Annotated in this window: 18 protein-coding genes and 1 pseudogene; 3 read left to right on the top strand and 16 right to left on the bottom strand. The window is 61.5% G+C overall.

Translation table 11 applies throughout. The features are described 5' to 3' along the window. Positions 1-249 precede the first annotated feature (249 nt). From LOY50_RS05085 to LOY50_RS05050, 8 genes and pseudogenes are all read right to left on the bottom strand, one after another. On the bottom strand, positions 250-774 hold the full coding sequence (locus LOY50_RS05085; RefSeq protein WP_258690406.1) for an AlpA family transcriptional regulator: 525 nt from the start codon (positions 772-774) through the stop codon (positions 250-252). Positions 775-778: 4 nt separating this feature from the next. Beyond that, positions 779-1,054: a hypothetical protein gene (locus LOY50_RS05080; protein WP_258690405.1), complete on the bottom strand. Its 276-nt coding sequence runs from the start codon at positions 1,052-1,054 to the stop codon at positions 779-781. Between the two features lie 460 nt (positions 1,055-1,514). Then, positions 1,515-1,976, bottom strand: a pseudogene (locus LOY50_RS05075) (SDR family NAD(P)-dependent oxidoreductase); the annotation flags it as partial. A 90-nt stretch (positions 1,977-2,066) separates the two neighbouring features. Next, the gene (locus tag LOY50_RS05070) at positions 2,067-2,624 is read right to left on the bottom strand and encodes a hypothetical protein (protein WP_214511324.1); all 558 of its coding nucleotides are present in this window, start codon (positions 2,622-2,624) and stop codon (positions 2,067-2,069) included. 215 nt (positions 2,625-2,839) lie between these two features. Further along, the gene (guaA, locus tag LOY50_RS05065) at positions 2,840-4,417 is read right to left on the bottom strand and encodes a glutamine-hydrolyzing GMP synthase (protein WP_003198041.1); all 1,578 of its coding nucleotides are present in this window, start codon (positions 4,415-4,417) and stop codon (positions 2,840-2,842) included. Positions 4,418-4,496: 79 nt separating this feature from the next. Continuing rightward, a complete protein-coding gene (guaB, locus tag LOY50_RS05060) occupies positions 4,497-5,966 on the bottom strand; it encodes an IMP dehydrogenase (RefSeq protein ID WP_024616424.1) in 1,470 nt (489 codons plus the stop codon). A gap of 253 nt (positions 5,967-6,219) precedes the next feature. Then, positions 6,220-6,768, bottom strand: a complete 549-nt coding sequence (locus LOY50_RS05055) for a sugar ABC transporter ATPase (protein ID WP_214511323.1) — start codon at positions 6,766-6,768, stop codon at positions 6,220-6,222. Between the two features lie 70 nt (positions 6,769-6,838). After that, entirely contained in the window at positions 6,839-7,606 is a 768-nt protein-coding gene (locus LOY50_RS05050) for a sulfite exporter TauE/SafE family protein (RefSeq protein ID WP_258690404.1), read from the bottom strand. 218 nt (positions 7,607-7,824) lie between these two features. On the opposite strand from LOY50_RS05050, the gene xseA reads away from it, so the two are divergent. From xseA to leuA, 3 genes are all read left to right on the top strand, one after another. Continuing rightward, positions 7,825-9,204 (top strand): exodeoxyribonuclease VII large subunit, encoded by a 1,380-nt coding sequence (gene xseA, locus LOY50_RS05045; RefSeq protein WP_024616421.1) that lies wholly within the window; start codon positions 7,825-7,827, stop codon positions 9,202-9,204. A 3-nt stretch (positions 9,205-9,207) separates the two neighbouring features. Beyond that, positions 9,208-10,029 (top strand): peptidoglycan DD-metalloendopeptidase family protein, encoded by an 822-nt coding sequence (locus LOY50_RS05040; RefSeq protein WP_253471752.1) that lies wholly within the window; start codon positions 9,208-9,210, stop codon positions 10,027-10,029. 441 nt (positions 10,030-10,470) lie between these two features. After that, complete coding sequence (gene leuA, locus LOY50_RS05035) at positions 10,471-12,150, top strand: 2-isopropylmalate synthase (RefSeq protein WP_024616419.1); 1,680 nt, start codon at positions 10,471-10,473, stop codon at positions 12,148-12,150. 185 nt (positions 12,151-12,335) lie between these two features. Here the strand turns inward: leuA and LOY50_RS05030 are convergent, their stop codons facing one another. The 8 genes from LOY50_RS05030 to ispG all read right to left on the bottom strand — a co-directional run bounded on the left by LOY50_RS05030 (position 12,336) and on the right by ispG (position 20,881). After that, positions 12,336-12,752 (bottom strand): hypothetical protein, encoded by a 417-nt coding sequence (locus LOY50_RS05030; RefSeq protein ID WP_253471750.1) that lies wholly within the window; start codon positions 12,750-12,752, stop codon positions 12,336-12,338. Positions 12,753-12,820: 68 nt separating this feature from the next. Next, complete coding sequence (locus LOY50_RS05025; RefSeq protein WP_253471748.1) at positions 12,821-13,612, bottom strand: amidohydrolase; 792 nt, start codon at positions 13,610-13,612, stop codon at positions 12,821-12,823. Next, a complete protein-coding gene (locus LOY50_RS05020) occupies positions 13,600-14,748 on the bottom strand; it encodes a pyridoxal phosphate-dependent aminotransferase (protein WP_258690403.1) in 1,149 nt (382 codons plus the stop codon). The genes LOY50_RS05025 and LOY50_RS05020 overlap by 13 nt, the downstream gene beginning before the upstream one ends. 279 nt (positions 14,749-15,027) lie before the next feature. Beyond that, the gene (der, locus tag LOY50_RS05015) at positions 15,028-16,500 is read right to left on the bottom strand and encodes a ribosome biogenesis GTPase Der (RefSeq protein WP_053178266.1); all 1,473 of its coding nucleotides are present in this window, start codon (positions 16,498-16,500) and stop codon (positions 15,028-15,030) included. 133 nt (positions 16,501-16,633) lie between these two features. Continuing rightward, positions 16,634-17,785 (bottom strand): outer membrane protein assembly factor BamB, encoded by a 1,152-nt coding sequence (bamB, locus tag LOY50_RS05010; protein WP_214511317.1) that lies wholly within the window; start codon positions 17,783-17,785, stop codon positions 16,634-16,636. After that, positions 17,778-18,419: a tetratricopeptide repeat protein gene (locus LOY50_RS05005; RefSeq protein ID WP_253471743.1), complete on the bottom strand. Its 642-nt coding sequence runs from the start codon at positions 18,417-18,419 to the stop codon at positions 17,778-17,780. Before LOY50_RS05005 ends, bamB begins: the two co-directional genes overlap by 8 nt. A gap of 40 nt (positions 18,420-18,459) precedes the next feature. After that, positions 18,460-19,749 (bottom strand): histidine--tRNA ligase, encoded by a 1,290-nt coding sequence (gene hisS, locus LOY50_RS05000; RefSeq protein WP_214511315.1) that lies wholly within the window; start codon positions 19,747-19,749, stop codon positions 18,460-18,462. A gap of 22 nt (positions 19,750-19,771) precedes the next feature. Beyond that, positions 19,772-20,881 carry a flavodoxin-dependent (E)-4-hydroxy-3-methylbut-2-enyl-diphosphate synthase gene (gene ispG, locus LOY50_RS04995; RefSeq protein ID WP_018607678.1) on the bottom strand — a complete coding sequence of 370 codons (1,110 nt, stop codon included), beginning with the start codon at positions 20,879-20,881 and terminating at the stop codon, positions 19,772-19,774. Positions 20,882-20,884: the final 3 nt, after the last annotated feature.

Below are 20,884 nucleotides of genomic sequence, written 5' to 3'. Positions count from 1 at the left end.
CCTCCGCGGACAAGACGACTTTTAGGGATTTAGAAATGAGGGCGTGCGCCTGATCTTGTCAGCTAACGGTTAAGACTGTACAGAAACGATTAGATAACCATAGTCTCGCACAAAAACGATTATTTTCGACAACCGGCTCGTCAAAACTGAGGAAGAGGCTGAACATGCCTGTTCGGTGCGACGTATTCCTTATTCGCTTACAACACGTCCATGTTGTCGGAGTCTCTATTCAGCGACTCCCCAAAGCTGTCACCCAACCAAAGCGTCCAACTCTTCGCAAGCCATACCAGGCAACCGTCGGCCTTCTTTCGCAACGTTGACCTGCAGCGCCACCTGGGCCACATCCAACACGTCCTTGGTAAGCGAATAGCTGCCCCTGGCCTGCAGCCAACCCAGAACGTCTGCCAAATGCCAGATAGATGTACTGCCCTCATGCACCGGCGTCGGGAAGCTGCCTGGATGAGCCAACATCAGCTTGCGCATGTTCTGCCGAGACACACCTACGATCTCAGCAACGTCGGTCAGCCCGACCAAATCAGGCGCAACCTCGATCAATTTGGCCGACGGCACCGCGCGATGGACGTCGGCCAGAGCGCTAAGCACTGCCTTGACCGCATCAGGCGCCTCGCGAGTGAACTCAAGCGCCAGACGCCCCGGCTGCCCGATACCGACCAGGGCGTCGTCGCAGCCCGCTTCTCCCAGCCGCTCGACCAGTTCATCCATGGCACAACCGTCGTCAGCAAGCTGATATTTCAAGGTAAAAATATATTCCATTGTTCTATTCCTCAGCATCGCCATCAACGTCGTGTCGGTTGCGATGCGCAGTGCAATTGTCCACAACGCGTCGCAAGGCTCGCGCATGGTTGCCAGGGCTCTTCGGCGTGCTCCATATCGAAGTGATACAGAACTCGCCACAACGGCATTCCACCTCTTTGTACGGGCAATAAACCCGCCCCCAGGCGTGACTGCCGCCAATGTCTACGCGCCACCCTTGCCCTTCGGCATACCTAAGCGTTTCTTCGATTTCTTTCTTCGGGTGCGTTGGACGAGTCATCCGTGATCTCCAGTATTCGCATGATCTGTCAGGTTGTCAAATGACAACCAAACAGATCGGTTTCAAACGCCAGCATTTAGCGGCCACATTTGCTCGGCAGCAGCTTTGGTACGGAGTGGTTCGCGGACATTGCGACAGCACTCCGCGCCATGCCGGCGAAATACCCGTTGGGTACCGCCACAGATGGTAAGCATTTCTCAGTGCCGTTGAGGCGGGGAATCGTAGCGAAAGGTGACTATGCTGGGATGCGCTGCAGCCCAAAGCCGTCAGCGCGGGGTGTCAGGCCGATCCCCGTCAGCTTGGATTGGGGGCGCTTCGCACCCCAGCGGGAGCAAGCTCCCTCGCCACGGTTTTGTGTTTGGCTGGCAATGACGCGGGCCTTTCAAGTCCCATCACTTGCACACACCAAATGGGTTACCACGTCTTACAGGCTCCGACCTATCGAATGGGGCGTAACGAGTCAGATTTGCGCCAGGCCACCGTCGGCGGCGACCTCGCTGGCGGTCATGAAGCTGCTGTCCGGCGATGCGAGAAAGGCGGCCACTGCTCCGATCTCCGCCGGATCGGCCATGCGCTGGAGCGGATTCATCGAGGCGAAGACCTTCATGCCTTCCTCACCCAGCGCCGCCTTCGCCAGTTCGGTCGCCGTCGGCCCGGGCGACAGCACGTTCACTCGGATGCCGCTGCCCTTCAGGTCCTCTGCCCAAGTCCGCGCGAGGTTGCGCACTGCCGCCTTGCTCGCGCTGTAGACGCTGAATGCCGGGGCGCCTGTGGTGCCCGCACTGGATCCGGTCAGGATGATCGAACCGCCCTCGCCCATCAGCGGCGGGGCCTTCTGCACCGTGAAGATCAAGCCCTTCACATTGGTCTCGAAGATTTCGTCGATGTGCTCAGCGGTGATCTCGCCGAGGGCAAGCGGGCTTCAGGGTGTTTCTCGCTAGTGGCTACCGGTCAGCGCCGGCCGCGCCATCATTCCAACTCGAACATAACGATCATAAAGATCCCTGCACGGTCAGTTTGCGCCGGCATCTTTTTTTGGAACACCAATGGTTTTGCGTTCACCCGTTGCGGAGACTTCGTACACGGTCATGACCCAAGTGTCGGCGATCACGGTTTCAACCAGGTAATTCTTCTTGGCTTGCGGCGTAAATTGCTGCGCAACAGGTTGCTCCTTGTCAAACGGCGTCGGCATGGGAATACCGTTAAAGGTAAACGGTTTGTCCTTGACCTCGCCTTTCACGTACACCGTTTTATCCGACTCGACCAGCTTACTGATGCTGTCAGTACCACCGGCGATTTTCTTCAGATAAGCCGGTATGCGCTTGAAGTAAGCAGAGTCATAAACCCGCTCACCCGCACTCACAAGTCCAGTATTGGCATCCTCGTACGTGTAACTGACAGGACGATCACCCTCGCCGCCTATGGTGCGGAAAGTCACGCTGGCTTGATGGTCATTCATGGCCAGTGGAACGACCGGCTCTGAAGTAAGGTCACCCGCCTGACGGCTGCTGCAGCCGGTCATGACAAGCGCGAAAGTGATTGCTAATGGAAACGCCAAAGAAGTTTTCATTCGATCCCTGAACCGTCTAGAAGAAGGCCTGTATAGAGCCATTTGCAGAGCAGCGTTCTCGATACCATGTCGGCACTCCTTATCCGGGACATGGTATCGATGTAGCGCTCTCACATACGTACGATGTGCGCCATTGAAAACGCCATTGATGCTGTAGCGAACATCACTATCCGTTCTTATTTTTTACAATAAAATCAAATAGTTGAGAGTCAACCTCACTCCCACTCAATCGTCGCCGGCGGCTTGCTCGACACGTCATAAGTGACGCGGGAGATGCCTTCGATTTCGTTGATGATGCGCCCGGAAACGGTTTCCAGCAGCTCGTACGGCAGGTGTGCCCAGCGCGCGGTCATGAAGTCGATGGTTTCCACGGCACGCAGGGCCACGACCCAGGCGTAACGACGGCCATCGCCAACCACGCCCACCGATTTCACCGGTTGGAACACCACGAACGCCTGGCTGACCTTGTGGTACCAGTCGGCCTTGCGCAGTTCTTCGATGAAGATGTGGTCGGCGCGACGCAGCAGGTCGGCGTATTCCTTCTTCACTTCACCGAGGATCCGCACGCCCAGGCCCGGGCCCGGGAATGGGTGACGGTAGACCATGTCGTACGGCAGGCCCAGCTCAAGACCCAGGCGACGCACTTCGTCCTTGAACAGTTCGCGCAGCGGCTCGACCAGCTTGAGGTTCATCTCTTCCGGCAGGCCACCGACGTTGTGGTGGGACTTGATCACGTGGGCCTTGCCGCTCTTGGCGCCGGCCGACTCGATCACGTCGGGGTAGATGGTGCCCTGGGCCAGGTACTTGATGTTGTCCAGCTTGTTGGACTGGGCATCGAACACGTCGATGAAGGTACGGCCGATGATCTTGCGCTTCTTCTCCGGGTCGGACTCGCCGGCCAGGTTGTTCAGGAACTGCTCTTCGGCGTTGGCGCGGATCACCTTGACGCCCATGTTCTCGGCGAACATGGCCATCACTTGCTCGCCTTCGTGCAGGCGCAGCAGGCCGTTGTCGACGAAGACGCAGGTCAGTTGGTCGCCGATGGCCTTGTGCAGCAACGCGGCAACCACCGAGGAGTCCACACCGCCGGACAGGCCCAGCAGCACGTTGTCAGTACCGACTTGAGCACGGACTTGGGCAATGGCGTCTTCAGCGATTTTCGACGGGGTCCACAGGGCTTCACACTCGCAGATGTCGAGGATGAAGCGCGACAGGATGCGACCGCCCTGCTTGGTGTGGGTCACTTCAGGGTGGAACTGCACGCCGTAGTAACGGCGATCATCGTTGAACATGCCGGCAATCGGGCAGCTCGGGGTGCTGGCCAGGATGTGGAAGTCTTCCGGCATCCTGGTGACCTTGTCACCGTGGCTCATCCACACGTCCAGGCCGAACAGGCCGTCGGCGTCGACGTGATCCTCGATACCGTCCAACAGGCGGCTCTTGCCGACTACGTCAACGCGGGCATAACCGAACTCACGCAGGTCCGAACCTTCGACCTTGCCGCCCAGCTGTTCAGCCATGGTCTGCATGCCGTAGCAGATACCGAAGACGGGCACGCCCAGGTCGAACACGGCTTGCGGGCAGCGCGGGCTGTCGGCTTCGTGCACGGACTCGGGGCCGCCGGCGAGGATGACGCCTTTAGGCGCGAATTCGCGAATCGCTTCATCATCCATGTCGAACGGATGCAATTCGCAGTACACACCGATTTCACGCACGCGGCGGGCGATCAGCTGGGTGTACTGGGAACCGAAGTCGAGGATCAGGATGCGGTGAGCGTGAATGTCGAGGGCCATGACTCATTCTCATGTAGTGAATCAGAAACAACTCGGGGCTGAATGAACAGCCCCGGTGATTAACGTTTTGCTGAAGGCCTTAACCTACGCGGTAGTTCGGCGCTTCCTTGGTGATCTGCACGTCGTGGACATGGGACTCGGCCATGCCAGCGCCGGTGATACGCACGAATTCAGGCTTGGTGCGCATCTCTTCGATGTTGGCGCTGCCGGTGTAGCCCATGGAAGAACGCAGGCCGCCCATCAGTTGATGGATGATGGCGCTCAGGGTGCCTTTGTACGGCACGCGACCTTCGATGCCTTCCGGCACCAGCTTCTCGGCACCCGCGGAGGAGTCCTGGAAGTAACGGTCGGAAGAGCCCTGGGCCTGGGACATGGCGCCCAGCGAACCCATGCCGCGATAAGCCTTGTAGCTACGGCCCTGGAACAGCTCGATCTCGCCTGGTGCTTCTTCGGTACCGGCAAACATCGAACCCATCATCACGCAGGAGGCACCGGCTACGATGGCCTTGGACAGGTCACCGGAGAAACGGATACCGCCGTCGGCGATCAACGGCACGCCGGTGCCTTCAAGGGCGGCGGCGACGTTGGCGATGGCGCTGATCTGCGGCACGCCGACACCGGCAACGATACGGGTGGTGCAGATCGAGCCAGGGCCGATACCGACCTTGACCGCGTCGGCGCCGGCTTCGGCCAGGGCCTTGGCCGCAGCGCCGGTGGCGATGTTGCCGCCAATCACCTGCACTTCAGGGAAGTTCTGCTTGACCCAGCGAACGCGGTCGATCACGCCTTTGGAGTGGCCGTGGGCGGTGTCGACCACCACCACGTCAACACCGGCACTGACCAGGGCGGCGACACGGTCACCGGTGTCCTTGCCGGTGCCGACCGCAGCGCCGACGCGCAGACGACCTTGGTCGTCCTTGCTGGCCAGCGGGTAGGCCTTGGCTTTTTCGATGTCGTTGACGGTCATCATGCCCTTGAGGGCGAATTTGTCGTCGACGATCAGCACGCGCTCGATGCGGTGCTTGTGCAGCAACTCGCGGACTTCGTCCTTGTTGGTGCCTTCCTTGACCGTGACCAGGCGCTCTTTAGGCGTCATCACTTGGCGGACGGTGGCATCCAGGCGGTTCTCGAAACGCACGTCGCGGGAGGTGACGATGCCGACCAGGTCGCCATCGTGCAGCACCGGAACGCCGGAGATGTTGTGCATGCGGGTCAGTTCGAACAGATCCCGGACCGTGGCGTCAGCCTCGATGGTGATCGGATCCTTGACCACGCCAGCCTCGAACCGCTTGACCTTGCGCACTTCGGCGGCCTGCTGTTCGATGGTCATGTTCTTGTGGATGATACCGATACCACCTTCCTGGGCCATGGCAATGGCCAGACGGGCTTCGGTCACGGTGTCCATGGCGGCGGAAACCAGGGGGATATTCAGTTCGATGCCACGGGTGAGACGGGTTTTGAGACTGACTTCGTTAGGCAGTACTTCGGAATAACCGGGCACTAGGAGAATGTCGTCGAAGGTCAGAGCTTCTTGGCTGATACGCAGCATCGCGGGGGCTCCCGAGCGGGAAAATGGAAGCGCGCCATTATACTCATGGACCCCGTCTGGCTCAATGTAAAACTCTGTCTATTATTGCCGGGCTGATTGACGGGGCTAATAATTGCACTCCGGCCATACACCGAACCCGTGGCGAGGGAGCTTGCTCCCGCTCGGTTGCGCAGCGACCGCAAACATCTTGGGGCCGCTTCGCAGCCCAGCGGGAGCAAGCTCCCTCGCCACAGGGATTGCCTATTTCCTCACGCTACAACTCCACCTTCACCCAACTCACCGGTTGGTCGAGCCAATCGGCGAATTCATCGAGAAAGTCCTGCTTGAACCCCGCCTCCAGCCAATTGTTGAAGATGAACCCCAGGTTGGAAAAGCCGCAGGGCTGCAGGAACAGGAAGCCGTTGATGTCGTCTTCATGAGCGCATTCAGGGCAAGTGAAGTTGTCGGTGCGCGCCGGCATCCAGTCTTCCAGACTTTCGAACAGCGCTTCGCCGACTTCCTTGCGGCACTCGGCGCAACCGGCCTCTTCGAGAAAGCCCTTGGCCGGTGTATAGATGCAGCGCTTGGTGATGATCTCCAGGCCATTGATCGCCTCACCGAACGGCAAGGCTTCGGGATGCAAGACCACCTCACGGGCACCGGGGGCGATGGCGTGGGCCATGCGATTGCCGGTGCGCCCGCAGGTGGTCAGTTGTTCTTCGACGATATTCTTGCGCACCAGCCAGCGCACGATCGCCCGGGCCCGAGGCTCGTGGACCGGCAGGGTGGAAATTTTCGGAACGATGATACTTTGCGAGTTCATGGCGAGGCCTGGCTGTTTCCCTGGCAGGGTCTGATCGAAGGCCGGCAGCTTAATCCCTGGCGGGGCCAGGTCAAGCACTCAGGTAGCGCCCGATCAACGCGAGGCCGCTGGCAAGCACCAGCCAGGTGACCAGCCGCACGAATGCCTCTCGCGACATCTTCATGGTCAAGCGACGCCCTACCCACAACCCCAGCGCCATGGCCGGCAACAAACACAGCGCCAGTACCAACAAGGGTAGCTCGGCATAGACCCCGGCCACGATAAACAGGCTCAGGCGCACCACGGTGCTGCAACTGATCAGGGCACTTTGCGTGGCTCGGGCCGCGTCCTTGGGCAAGCGACTGTTCAGGTAGATGGCATATAAAAAGCCGCCACTGCCAAACAACGCGCCGAACATCCCACCCACCGTGCCCATCGGAACCGCCCACCGCGCTGACAACTGTGTCGGCCGGGTCTTGATCAGCAGGCTGTAGATCGCATAGCAACTGATGAACACCCCCATCAGCAGCAACAACAGGTCGGACTTGAGGTTGAGCAGGAAAACCACCCCGAGGGTGCAGCCCAGCGCCATGCACGGCAACAACCGCAGCAGCTCCGGCCGGGACACATCTCGGCGCGAGGGCAGCAAGTTGCCGAAGGCCGCGACGAAATCGAGCAAGACCAGTAGCGGGACGATTTTCGACAGCGGCATGAACAACAGCAGGATGGGCGCGGCCACCAGCGCCGTGCCGAACCCGGCAATGCCGAAGACGATGTAGGCCAGGGCAATGGCCGAGCCGATCACCAGCCATTCCATGGGGGCAAATGCCCACTGACCCAACCACGGGAGAAGATTCATCCGGCACTTCCTTGCTGAGGAGAGCGGGGACTTTAGCCAGATCCGGGGGATTACTTCCAGCATTTGTGGTGATTGGCCTATCGCTATCGCGAGCAAGCTCGCTCCCGCATTTGATCTTCGGTGCGACATAGATCTCCTGTGTGCGAGCTTGCTCGCGATGCAGGCAACCCGGTCTAATTGTCTGCACACCATCGGCGAATCCCCTTATTATGCCGCCCATGATTAAAGATCCCTTTGCCCGACTGGGCCTGGACCGCGAGGTCCTGACTGTCAGCCAGCTCAACGGCCGTGCGCGGGTGTTGCTTGAAGACGTGTTCAGCAACATCTGGGTCGAGGGCGAAATCTCCAACCTCGCCCGCCCGGCCTCCGGCCATGTGTACTTCACCCTCAAGGACAGTGGCGCCCAGGTGCGTTGCGCGCTGTTCCGGCAGAATGCCGCGCGGGTGCGCCAGGCCTTGAAGGACGGGCTGGCGGTGAAAGTGCGCGGCAAGGTCTCGCTGTTCGAAGGCCGTGGCGATTATCAGCTGATCCTCGACACCGTCGAGCCGGCCGGCGATGGCGCGCTGCGCCTGGCCTTCGATGCCTTGAAGGAAAAACTCAGTGCCGAAGGCCTGTTCAGTGCCGAGCGCAAGGTGCCGTTGCCGGCCCATCCGCAACGCATTGGCATTATCAGTTCGCCCACGGGCGCGGTGATCCGCGACATCATCAGCGTGTTCCGCCGCCGCGCGCCGCAGATCGCCCTGACGCTGATCCCCACCGCCGTGCAAGGTCGCGAAGCTACCGCACAAATCGTCCGCGCCCTGAAGCTGGCCGACGCCCGTGGTTTCGATGCGCTGATCCTGGCCCGGGGCGGCGGTTCGCTGGAAGATTTGTGGTGCTTCAACGAAGAAGCCGTGGCCCGGGCGGTGGATGCCTGCGTCACGCCAATCGTCAGCGCCGTGGGCCATGAAACCGACGTGTCCATCAGCGATTTCGTCGCCGACGTGCGCGCCCCGACCCCGTCCGCCGCCGCCGAACTGCTGGCCCCGGATGCCGGCGACCTGGTACGTCGGGTCGAAAGCCTGCATCGCCGGCTGGTGATGCGCATGCGCGACCGGCTGATGCGCGATCAACTGCGCCTCGAAGGCCTCACCCGACGCCTGCGCCACCCCGGCGAACGCCTGCGCCAGCAAGCCCAGCGCCTCGACGACCTGGACATGCGCATGCGCCGGGCGTTCGAACGCAGCCTCAATACCCGCCGCGAACGCCTGATCCGCCTGGAAACCCGCCTGGCCGGGCAACATCCGGGCCGGCAACTGGCCTTGCTGCGCCAGCGCCTGGACAGCCTGGCCGAACGCCTGCCCCGGGCCATGCGCGAAGGCCTGAAAACCCGCCGCGTGCAATTGCACAACCAGATGCAGACGCTGCACATCGTCAGCCCCCTGGCGACCCTCGGCCGGGGCTACAGCATTTTGCTCGACGAACGCGGCCAGGCGATCCGCAGTGCCGGGCAAACCCAGACCGGCCAGCGCCTGACCGCCAAGCTCGGCGAAGGCGAATTGCTGGTGCGGGTCGAAGACAATCACCTGACGCCGGTCACCCTTTCTTTACTGGATTGATTCATGCCGCGATATCTCGCCCCCTTGCTCTTGCTGTGCCTGGCCTTCAACGCCCACGCCGACAGTTACATCACCCGCCTGCTGAACAAACCGGTACCCGGCGGCGTGGCCGTGGTGGACCTGGGCAGCGCCGCCAAGGCACCGAAAGCCAGTTACCAGGGCAAGCCGGTGCTGGTGGTCAAGGAACAGGACAACTGGCTGGCGATTGTTGGCATCCCGCTGACGGTGCAGCCCGGCACGCAACAGATCAGCAGTGGCGGCGGCACCCAGCCGTTCGTGGTCGGCTACAAGAAGTACCCCGAGCAACACATCACCCTGGCGAACAAACGCCAGGTCAACCCGAACCCGGCGGACCTCAAGCGCATCGACGCCGAACTGGCGGTGCAATTGAAGGCCTACCGCAGCTTCAGCCCGAACATCCCCAGCAACCTGTTGCTGGACAAACCGGTCAACGGCCCGCTGTCGAGCAAGTTCGGCGTGCGCCGCTTCTTCAACGGCGAAGAACGCAACCCCCACGCCGGCCTGGACTTCGCCGTGCCCGCCGGCACGCCGATCAAGACTCCGGCCGCCGGCAAGGTGATCCTCACCGGTAATTACTTCTTCAATGGCAACACCGTGTTCGTCGACCATGGCCAGGGCTTCATCAGCATGTTCTGCCACATGTCGAAAATCGACGTGAAGGTCGGCCAGCAACTCGCCCGGGGCACCGTGGTGGGCAAGGTCGGCGCCACCGGCCGGGCGACCGGGCCGCATATGCACTGGAACATCAGCCTGAACGATGCGCGGGTGGATCCGGCGATTTTCATCGGGGCTTTCCAGCCTTGAATGGATAGAGACGCTACTGGCCTCATCGCGAGCAAGCTCGCTCCCACATTTGGATAGCGGCGCTGCCCCCCTGTGGGAGCGAGCTTGCTCGCGATGACGGCAGCCGCATCACCACCCTCCCGCGAATTGCCAAGCTCAAAACATCGACGCAATTTCTGCCATTCATACCTGACACATGCGCGATTAAATCTCGCAAACCAACCAAAAAGCAGAACTTCTCTCAATTTTTTCCGACTGCTTGCGATCCTCTCCCCACGCGGTTAGGGTTGAAGGCATGAAAACCTCTCACACCCTCATTCAGCTTCGCCAGCACCGCAGCCTGTGCCTCGTCAGCGCACGACTGCCGGGCTGAATCGCGGCACCTCGTCCCGGCTGTGAAGCCACCCCCATCGAACCACCGGCAGGCCGCCTTTTTCCGGCCACGACAATAAGGATTTCCCCATGAGCATGCTCAAAGACCCGTCTTCCAAATACCGTGCTTTCCCGACCATCAACCTGCCGGACCGCACCTGGCCGTCGAAGACCATCACCGCCGCGCCGATCTGGTGCAGCTCCGACCTGCGCGACGGCAACCAGTCGCTGATCGAGCCGATGGACGCGGTCAAGAAGCTGCGCTTCTGGAAAACCCTCGTCGCGGTGGGCGTGAAGGAAATCGAAGCATCGTTCCCAGCCGCTTCGCAAACCGACTTCGACTTCGTGCGTACCCTCATCGAAGAAGGCCACATCCCGGACGACACCACCATCCAGGTGCTGACCCAGGCCCGTGAAGACCTGATCGCGCGCACATTCGAATCCCTGCGCGGCGCAAAAAAGGCCATCGTCCACCTGTACAACGCCACCTGCCCGTCGTTCCGCCGCATCGTGTTCAACCAGGACAAGGAAGGCGTGAAGGAAATCGCGGTGAACGCGGCCAAGCTGTTCGTCAAATACGCCGCGCAGCAGCCGGAAACCCAGTGGCAGTTCGAGTATTCGCCAGAGACTTTCAGCGCCACTGAGCTGGAATTCGCCAAGGAAGTCTGCGACGCAGTGATCGAAGTCTGGAACCCGACGCCAGAGCGCAAGGTGATCCTCAACCTGCCGGCCACCGTGGAAGTCGCCACGCCGAACATCTACGCCGACCAGATCGAGTGGTTCCACCGCAACATCACCCGTCGTGACAGCGTGCTGATCAGCCTGCACACCCACAACGACCGTGGCACCGGCGTGGCCGCTACAGAGCTGGGCCTGATGGCCGGCGCCGACCGTGTCGAAGGCTGCCTGTTCGGCAACGGCGAACGCACCGGTAACGTCGACCTGGTAACCGTGGCGCTGAACCTCTACACCCAGGGCATCAACCCCGGGCTGGACTTCTCCGACATCGACGGCGTGCGCAAAGTGGTCGAGGAATGCAACCAGATCCCGGTGCACCCGCGTCATCCGTACGTTGGCGACCTGGTCCACACCGCGTTCTCCGGCTCGCACCAGGACGCCATCCGCAAGGGCTTCGCCCAGCAGAAATCGGACGGTCTGTGGGAAGTGCCATACCTGCCGATCGACCCGGCCGACATTGGCCGCAGCTACGAGGCGGTGATTCGCGTCAACAGCCAGTCGGGCAAGGGCGGCATCGCCTACCTGCTGGAGCAGGAATACGGCATCAGCCTGCCGCGTCGCATGCAGATCGAATTCAGCCAGGTGGTACAGCGCGAAACCGATCGCCTGGGCCTGGAAATGACTGCCCAGCAGATCCACGCCTTGCTGCAGCGTGAATACCTGCAAGCCAACACTCCGTACGCGCTGGTCAGCCATCGCCTGCAGGAAGAAAACGGCAACAGCGCCGTGGAAGTGGAAGTGGCGAGCAAGGGCCAGGGCGAGACCAACCTGCACTGGCGCGGCAAGGGCAACGGCGCGCTGGAAGCGCTGGTGGCCGGCCTGCCAATTCCGGTGGAGATCATGGACTACAACGAACACGCCATTGGCGCTGGCACCAATGCCAAGGCGGCGGCGTACATCGAACTGCGGGTCAACGGCGAGCGTGCGGTGCACGGCGTTGGCATCGATGAAAACATCACCACCGCCAGCTTCAAGGCGCTGTTCAGTGCACTGAACCGCTCCCTGAGCCAGCCGGAAGCCAAAGCGGCCTGATCGTTCGGCTGAAATGCAAAAAGGCCCTGGGGTGTGAACCCTGGGGCCTTTTTGTTTGGCTGATGGTTTTGCGTGGTCTGGTAGGGCCTCATCGCGAGCAAGCTCGCTCCCACATTTGGATAGCGGCGCTGCCCCCTATGGGAGCGAGCTTGCTCGCGATAGCGGCCTGTCAGGCAACCCAAATATCAGGCATGGGTATCGATCGAGATGGTCATCGCCTGCAACAGCGACGCCCGCAGGGTTTGCAGCATTGCCTGGGTGCCCATGATCTGGGTCTGGAGGGCCATGGCCTGCTGGGCTTTCTGCTCTTCGCTGGCCTGGCTCTTCTGCACGCGGGCCAGTTGCGCTTGCTGCTGGGCCAGTAGTTTCTCGGCCTGTTCGATCTGCTTCTTCAGCTGTTCGATGATGTCGCCACCCGCCTCGGCACCCGCACCGGCGACGTTTGCGCCGCTAGTGTCGACTTCCAGTTTCTTGTCCTTGTCTTCGCTGCTGTCAGTCGATGCCACTGGACTGACCGCTTTCTCTTCTTCCGCGCCGCGGATGGAGACTTTAGGGGCTGACAATGGATAAGGGTTGACGGTGGTTGCGCTGATACTGGTCATAGGGACTTCTCCTTGGCTGACCGGTTATCGGCACGCAACACCGTTCCTGAAGGGTTGAAACGTTTCAGTTAGATGAATTCGAACGAATCGGCATCCAGGTTCGCCGGAAACCGCGTGCGATACGCCGCCAGGTCCGCTGCGTTCAAGCACACCTTGAACACACCATCCGCTTCGCCGGCGCTGAGCAAGCTCTCGCCCTGGAAATCCAATACCTGGCTGTCACCGGTATAGGCGAAGCCCTTGCCGTCGGTGCCAACACGGTTTACCGCCGCCACGTAGCACAGGTTCTCGATCGCCCGGGCCGGCAACAGCCGGTTCCAGTGCAGACGCCGCGCCCCGGGCCAGTTGGCGGTGTACAGCAGCAGGTCGGTGTCCTCGGCGTCGCGGCTCCAGACCGGGAAGCGCAGGTCGTAGCAAATCAGCGGACGAATCCGCCAGCCCTTGAGCTCGAACAGCACCTGTCGCTCACCCGGGGTGTAGTGGTTGTGCTCCCCCGCCATGCGAAACAGATGGCGCTTGTCGTAATGCAGCACTTCTCCATCCGGCCGCGCCCAGAGCAGGCGATTGCGATGGCTGCCGTCCGCGGCCTGGATGATCACACTGCCGGTAATCACCGCGCCCAGCTTCGCCGCCTGGGCCTTGAGCCATTGGCGCGTCGGGCCGTTCTCCGGCTCCGCCAGGGTCTCGGATTCCATGGAAAATCCTGTGGTGAACATCTCTGGCAGGATGATCAGGTCAGCCCCGCGCGCCTGCTCCAGCAGCGCGTCGAAATGTTCCAGGTTGGCCCGACGGTCGTGCCAGGCCAGGGTGGTCTGGACCAGGGCAATGTCGAGGTCCGGCAACGTGCTCAGATCACGCATAGTTTTTCCGCCGCTTCGCGCAGCGTCTCCTCGCGTTTGGCAAAGCACAGGCGCACCAGGCGCTGGCCTTGTGGTGGATGCTGGTAGAACACCGAGATCGGAATCGTCGCCACACCATGCTCGCGGGTCATCCACACGGCCATGTCGACGTCATTCAGGTCCGGGCGAATCTGCGAATAGTCCACCAACTGGAAATAAGTACCGGTCACGCGCTTGAAGCTGAACCGCGATGGGGCCAGCAGATCGCAGAACAGGTCGCGCTTGGCCTGGTAGAAGTCCGGCAGTTCATCGACGTGTTCCGGATGCTCGGCCATGTAATCAGCCAGGGCGTACTGCAACGGCGTCACGCCGCAGAAGCTGACGTACTGGTGCACCTTGCGCAGTTCCGCCGTCAGGGCCGCTGGCGCCACCACGTAGCCGGTTTTCCAGCCAGTGACGTGGTAGGTCTTGCCGAACGAACTGACCACGAAGGCGCGACGGTACAGCTCTTCATGGGCCAGGACACTGGCGTGGGCGACGCCGTCGAACACCAGGTGTTCGTAGACCTCGTCGCTGACCAGGTAGATGTCACGATCGCGAATCAGCGCCGCCAACTGATCCAGCTCGGCGCGGCTGATCAGGGCACCGCTGGGGTTGTGCGGCGAGTTGAGAATGATCATGCGCGTACGCGGGCTCAGGGCTTCGCCGAGCTTCTCGAAGTCGATGGCGAAGTCATCCAGACCCAGTGGCACGTGCACGCAATGTCCACCGGCCAATTGCACGGCAGGCTCATAGCTGTCGTAGCTGGGATCGAAGACGATCACTTCGTCGCCGCTGTGGACCACCGCCGCGATGGCACAGAAAATCGCCTGGGTCGCGCCGGGGGTCACGGTGACTTCCTGATCGGCATCGACACTGGCGCCATAGCTGCGGGCGATTTTCGCTGCGATCTGCTGGCGCAGCGCCGGCAGGCCGGTCATGGGCGAATACTGGTTATGGCCTTGGGCAATGTGTCGGCCGACCGCATCGCGCAAGGCCTGCGGGCCATCGAAATCGGGAAATCCCTGGGACAGGTTCAGCGCGCCCGTCTGCGCGGCGAGCTGGGACATCTGGGTGAAAATAGTGATGCCGACATTCGGCAACTTGCTGGTGATCATGGAGTGTCCCTGCTCTGCACCCGGCTCTGGTGCGGCGCGGGAGAGCTCGAGGATAGCCCAATCGCCGGGCATGAAAAAGGGTGCCACCAAGGGCACCCTTTTCTTGTCACCGAATCGCAGGAAAACTCTGTGGCGAGGGAGCTTGCTCCCGCTGGGCTGCGAAGCAGCCCCTGGGTTTCATCTGATGCACTGCGGTGGCAGGTACATCTTTGGGGCTGCTGCGCAGCCCAGCGGGAGCAAGCTCCCTCGCCACAAAAGCGGTCCTGAGAGAAGACTGGATCAGCGCTTGTCGCGGCGCTTCTTGTCGGCCTTCTTGTGGTGCGACATCAAGCGGCGCTTCTTGTTGACCTGGCGGTCGGTGAGCGTGTTCTTGTTGCCTTCGTACGGGTTCTCGCCGCCCTTGAACTCGATGCGGATCGGCGTGCCGACCAGCTTCAGGACGCGACGGTAGGTGTTCTCCAGGTAACGAACGTACGACTTGGGCACCTTCTCGATCTGGTTACCGTGGATCACGATAATCGGCGGGTTGGCACCGCCCAAGTGGGCGTAGCGCAGCTTGATCCGACGGTTGTTGACCATCGGTGGCGCGTGCTCGCCGACCGCATCTTCGAGGATCTGGGTGAGGCGGTTGGTCGGCCAGCGGGTCACCGCCGACTTGAACGAGTTCTGCACCGAAGCGTAGAGGTTGCCCACGCCCGTGCCGTGCAGAGCCGAGATGAAGTGGATGTCGGCGAAGTCGACGAAGAACAGGCGACGCTGCAATTCGATCTTCACAAAGTCCCGTTCGCTCGGCGTCATGCCGTCCCACTTGTTGATCGCGATGACCAGCGCACGACCAGCTTCCAGGGCGAAGCCCAGCAGGTTCAGGTCGTGATCGACCACGCCTTCGCGGGCGTCCATCACGAAGATCACCACGTTGGCGTCTTTGATCGCCTGCAGGGTCTTGACCACAGAGAACTTTTCAACTTCTTCGTGGATCTTGCCGCGCTTGCGCACACCGGCGGTGTCGATCAGCGTGTACTTCTCTTCGTTACGCTCGAAGGGAATGTAGATGCTGTCGCGGGTGGTGCCGGGCTGGTCGTAGACGATGACCCGGTCTTCGCCGAGCATGCGGTTGACCAGCGTCGACTTGCCCACGTTCGGGCGGCCGATGATCGCGATCTTGATCCCGTCTTTTTCGCTTGGACCCGGAATGCGCTTGGCTTCCTCGCCTTCGGCAACGATCTCTTCCTCGCCGTCTTCCGGTTCTTCTGCGTCGTCCTTGGGGAAATCAGCCAGGGCGATTTCCAGCATCTGGGTGATGCCACGACCGTGGGCACCGGCGATCGGGATCGCCTGGCCCATGCCCAACGGTGCGAATTCGGCGCGGGCCATGTCCGGGTCGATGTTGTCGACCTTGTTGGCGACCACGTAGGAACGCTTGTTACGCTTGCGCAAATGCTCGGCGATCATCTGGTCGGCGGCGGTAAAACCGGCCTTGGCGTCTACCAGGAACAGCACCACATCGGCTTCTTCAATGGCGAGCAACGACTGCTCGGCCATTTTTTCGTCCATGCCGTGTTCATCACCGGAGATGCCGCCGGTGTCGACCAGAATATAGGTACGCCCTTGCCACTTGGCCTCACCGTATTGGCGATCACGGGTCAGACCGGACAAGTCGCCGACAATGGCGTCGCGAGTCCTGGTCAGGCGGTTGAACAAGGTGGACTTGCCGACGTTCGGTCGGCCCACCAGGGCGATTACGGGAACCATGCGGCTCTCCACTTCGTTATTTCAGAAAATACAAAAGCCGCTGCGAGGCAGCGGCTGGTGCTCGGGGCAGTCTGTGCAAGCCCTGCAAACCTTGTGAACAAGGCCGCTTGGGGGATTAGCCCCAAGCATAGTCTTACTTGATGGTCAGGGCTTCCAGTTTGCCGCTGTTGCCATACACATAGATCATGTTGCCCACCACCAGCGGACGGGCACGCAGGCCGTCGCTGTCGATGCGCTCACGGCCGACGAAACGACCGTCCACCTGGCTGAGCAGGTGCAGGTAACCTTCCAGGTCACCCACTGCGACGTAGCTGGAGAACACTTCCGGGGCTGACAGTTGACGGCGGGCCAGGGAGTCGTTGCTCCACAAGGCGGTGGTGGAACGCTCGTCAACGCCTTCGACGGTGCCCGAGGACAGGCTCACGTAGACGCTGCCAAAGCCTTGGGCGACACCGGCGTAGCTGGACGCATCGCGCTGCCACAGCGGACGACCGCTTTCCAGGTCCAATGCTGCAACGCGGCCCTGGTAGCTGGCGACGTACAGTGTGCCGCCAGACAGCAGCAAGCCGCCGTCGATGTCGACCACACGCTCCAGCTCGGAACGACCTTGCGGAATCGCTACGCGCTGTTCCCAGACCGGCACGCCGTTGGAAATATCCAGGGCCACCACTTTACCGGTCGACAAGCCAGCCACCGCCAGGCGGTTGGTGACGATCGGCGCGCTGGTACCGCGCAGGGTCAGTACCGCCGGGGTGCTGTCGTACAACCAGCGTTGGTTGCCAGTAGCGGCATCCAGGCCGATCAGACGGTCGTCCTGGGTCTGGACCACCACCACGTCACCGTTGGTGGCCGGCGGTGCGAGCACTTCACTGGTCACGCGGGCGCGCCATTTCTCTTCACCATTGCTCGCGTCCAGGGCGACAATCTCCCCCTTGAGCGTGCCGATCATGACCAGGCCGTAACCCACGCCAACGGCGCCGGAAACAGGCAGCTCAAGATCTTTCTTCCATTTGACGTCACCGTTGGTGCGGTCCATCGCCATCACGACGCCCGTGACATCACCTGCATAGATGGTGTCGCCGTCAATGGCCGGCACCAGCATGTTGTAGGTTTCGCCCTGGCCATCGCCGATGGAACGGCTCCATTGCTTCTGCAGCACGACTTCTTCTTTGAAGTCGGTCAGTTCGGCCGGAGGCAGTTCTTTCTTGCTGTTGCTGCTGCAACCCGCGGCCAGAATGGCCAGAGCCAGCAATGCTGCATGTTTCCAACGGATCACGTCACGCATCCCCTTTGGCCAGGTCGTCCAGCTTGATTTGCAGGCCACCGACTGCGGCTTCATCCGACAGCGCAGCCTTGGCTTTTTGGTAGGCCGCATGGGCCTCATCGGCACGGCCCAGTTGTACCAGCAGGTCGCCCTTGAGTTCTTCGCGGGTCGCCAGGAACGCCTTGTCGGCATCACCGTCGAGCAGCTTCAAGGCGTCTTCGGTCTTGTTCTGTGCCGCCAGCACCTGCGCCAGGCGCTGACGCGCCACTTCACCCAGGGTCGGGTTGGCCGGTTTGTCGACGATACCTTTGAGCTCGGTGGCCGCGTCGTCCAGCTTGCCGCTGTCCACCGCCACCTTGGCCACGAACAGGCGACCGTATTGGGCGTAGGCGGTGCCAGCGAATTCCTTGTCCAGCTTGCCGGCCAGGTCCGCCACGCGGGCCGCGTCAGGCTTGCCGTCCGGGGTCAGGGTGGTTTCCAGCAATTGCTGGTAGAGCACCGAGGCGCCTTGCGACTGGTTGCTCTGGTATTTCTGGTAGGCCTGCCAGCCGAACACGATGACCAGCGCCAACAGGCCGCCAGTGACCAGCGGCTTGCCGTTGCGCGTCCACCAGTCCTTCAAATCCGCCAGCTGTTCATCTTCGGTACTCGACACCCCAATACTCCTTAATCGCTAAATCGGCTGTTTGACAGCTTCAACCCTGCACGACGCAGGTGGCCAGGTGTGCAGCAAGCGCATCCCAGGCAATGCTTTGTTGTTCGCCCTGGCCACGCAGGGGTTTGAAACCTACCACTTGTTGGGCCAGTTCGTCGTCACCGAGGATCAGTGCGTACAGCGCACCGCTCTTGTCGGCCTTCTTGAATTGGCTCTTGAAGCTGCCAGCACCGGCGTTGATCTGCAGGCGCAGGTTGGGCAACTGGTCGCGGATCCGCTCGCTCAACGTCAGGGCCGCCAGTTCGGCAGCCTCACCGAAGGCGCACAGGTAGACGTCGACCTGACGGGACAGTTCTTCGGGAACCTTGTCCAAGGCTTCAAGCATCAGCACCAGGCGCTCGATGCCCATGGCAAAGCCCACGCCGGACGTTGGCTTGCCGCCCATCTGCTCTACCAGCCCGTCGTAGCGGCCACCGGCACACACGGTGCCCTGGGCGCCGAGCTTGTCGGTGACCCACTCGAAGACGGTCTTGCTGTAGTAGTCCAGGCCACGGACCAACTTGGGGTTGATCACGTACGGAATGCCGGCGGCGTCCAGGCGAGCCTTGAGGCCCTCGAAGTGCACACGGGACTCTTCGTCCAGGTAGTCGGCCATTTTTGGCGCATCCACCAGTACGGCCTGGGTGTCCGGGTTCTTGGTGTCCAGTACCCGCAGAGGGTTGGTCTTCAACCGACGCTGGCTGTCTTCGTCCAGCTTGTCCAGATGGGCGCCAAGAAACTCCACCAATGCCTCGCGGTAGCGGCCACGGGACTCGCTGGTGCCCAGGCTGTTGAGCTCAAGCTTGACCGCGTCACGGATGCCCAGCTCGCCCCACAGGCGCCAGGTCAGCACGATCAGTTCAGCATCGATGTCCGGGCCATCGAGGTTGAACACCTCGCAACCGATCTGGTGGAACTGGCGATAACGGCCTTTCTGCGGACGCTCGTGACGGAACATCGGGCCGATGTACCAGAGTTTCTGCACCTGGCCGCCGCCGGTGATGCCGTGTTCGAGCACCGCACGCACGCAGGCCGCCGTGCCTTCGGGGCGCAGGGTCAGGGAGTCGCCGTTGCGGTCGTCGAAGGTGTACATCTCTTTTTCGACGATGTCGGTCACTTCACCGATGGAGCGCTTGAACAGCTCGGTGAACTCGACGATCGGCATGCGGATCTGCCGATAGCCGTAGTTATCCAGCAGGCGCGCCACAGTGCCCTCGAAATAGCGCCACAGGGGCGTCTGCTCGGGCAGGATGTCGTTCATGCCACGAATGGCTTGCAGGGACTTGCTCACGTGTATTCCTTAATCTTTCGACTTAACCGCGCGCGATGACCGCTGCGTCGGCTTCGACCTTTTCGGCCGCTTTCTGGCGAATCAGCCGTTCCAGCTCATCCACCAGATTGTCATTCGTCAGTTTCTGCGACGGCTTGCCGTCGATGTAAATCAGGTTCGGTGTACCGCCAGTCAGGCCGATGTGGGCCTCCTTGGCTTCGCCCGGCCCGTTGACCACGCAACCGATCACCGCGACATCCAGCGGCACCAGCAGGTCTTCGAGGCGCCCTTCCAGCTCGTTCATGGTCTTGACCACATCGAAGTTCTGCCGCGAGCAGCTCGGGCAGGCGATGAAGTTGATGCCACGGGAACGCAGGTGCAGGGACTTGAGAATGTCGTAGCCGACTTTCACTTCCTCGACCGGGTCAGCCGCCAACGAGATGCGGATGGTATCGCCAATCCCTTCGGCGAGCAGCATACCGAGGCCGACGGCGGATTTCACCGTGCCCGAACGCAACCCACCGGCTTCGGTGATGCCCAGGTGCAGCGGCTGGACGATTTCCTTGGCCAGCAAGCGGTAGGCTGCGACGGCCATGAACACGTCGGACGCCTTCACGCTGACCTTGAAGTCCTGGAAATTCAGGCGCTCGAGGTGCTCGACGTGGCGCAGGGCCGATTCCACCAGCGCCGCCGGGGTCGGTTCGCCGTATTTCTTTTGCAGGTCTTTTTCCAGCGAACCGGCGTTCACGCCGATGCGGATCGGGATGCCCCGGTCGCGAGCGGCATCCACCACGGCACGGACACGGTCTTCGCGACCGATGTTGCCTGGGTTGATGCGCAGGCAATCGACGCCCAACTCGGCCACGCGCAGGGCGATGCGGTAGTCGAAGTGGATGTCGGCCACCAAGGGGACCTTGACCAGTTGCTTGATCTTGCCGAACGCCTCGGCGGCGTCCATGTCCGGCACCGATACGCGCACGATGTCGACACCGGCGGCTTCCAGGCGGTTGATCTGGGCGACCGTGGCGGCCACGTCATTGGTGTCGCTGTTGGTCATGCTCTGCACAGCGATAGGCGCATCGCCGCCCACGGGCACGTTGCCGACCCAGATTTTTCGGGATTCGCGACGCTTGATTGGAGATTCGCCGTGCATGAC

It is taken from the genome of Pseudomonas sp. B21-010 (genome assembly GCF_024749325.1).
GTDB classification, from domain to species: domain Bacteria; phylum Pseudomonadota; class Gammaproteobacteria; order Pseudomonadales; family Pseudomonadaceae; genus Aquipseudomonas; species Aquipseudomonas kilonensis.
Note: the sequence above shows the minus strand (reverse complement) of the source record. Positions and strands in the feature narration are given on the sequence as shown.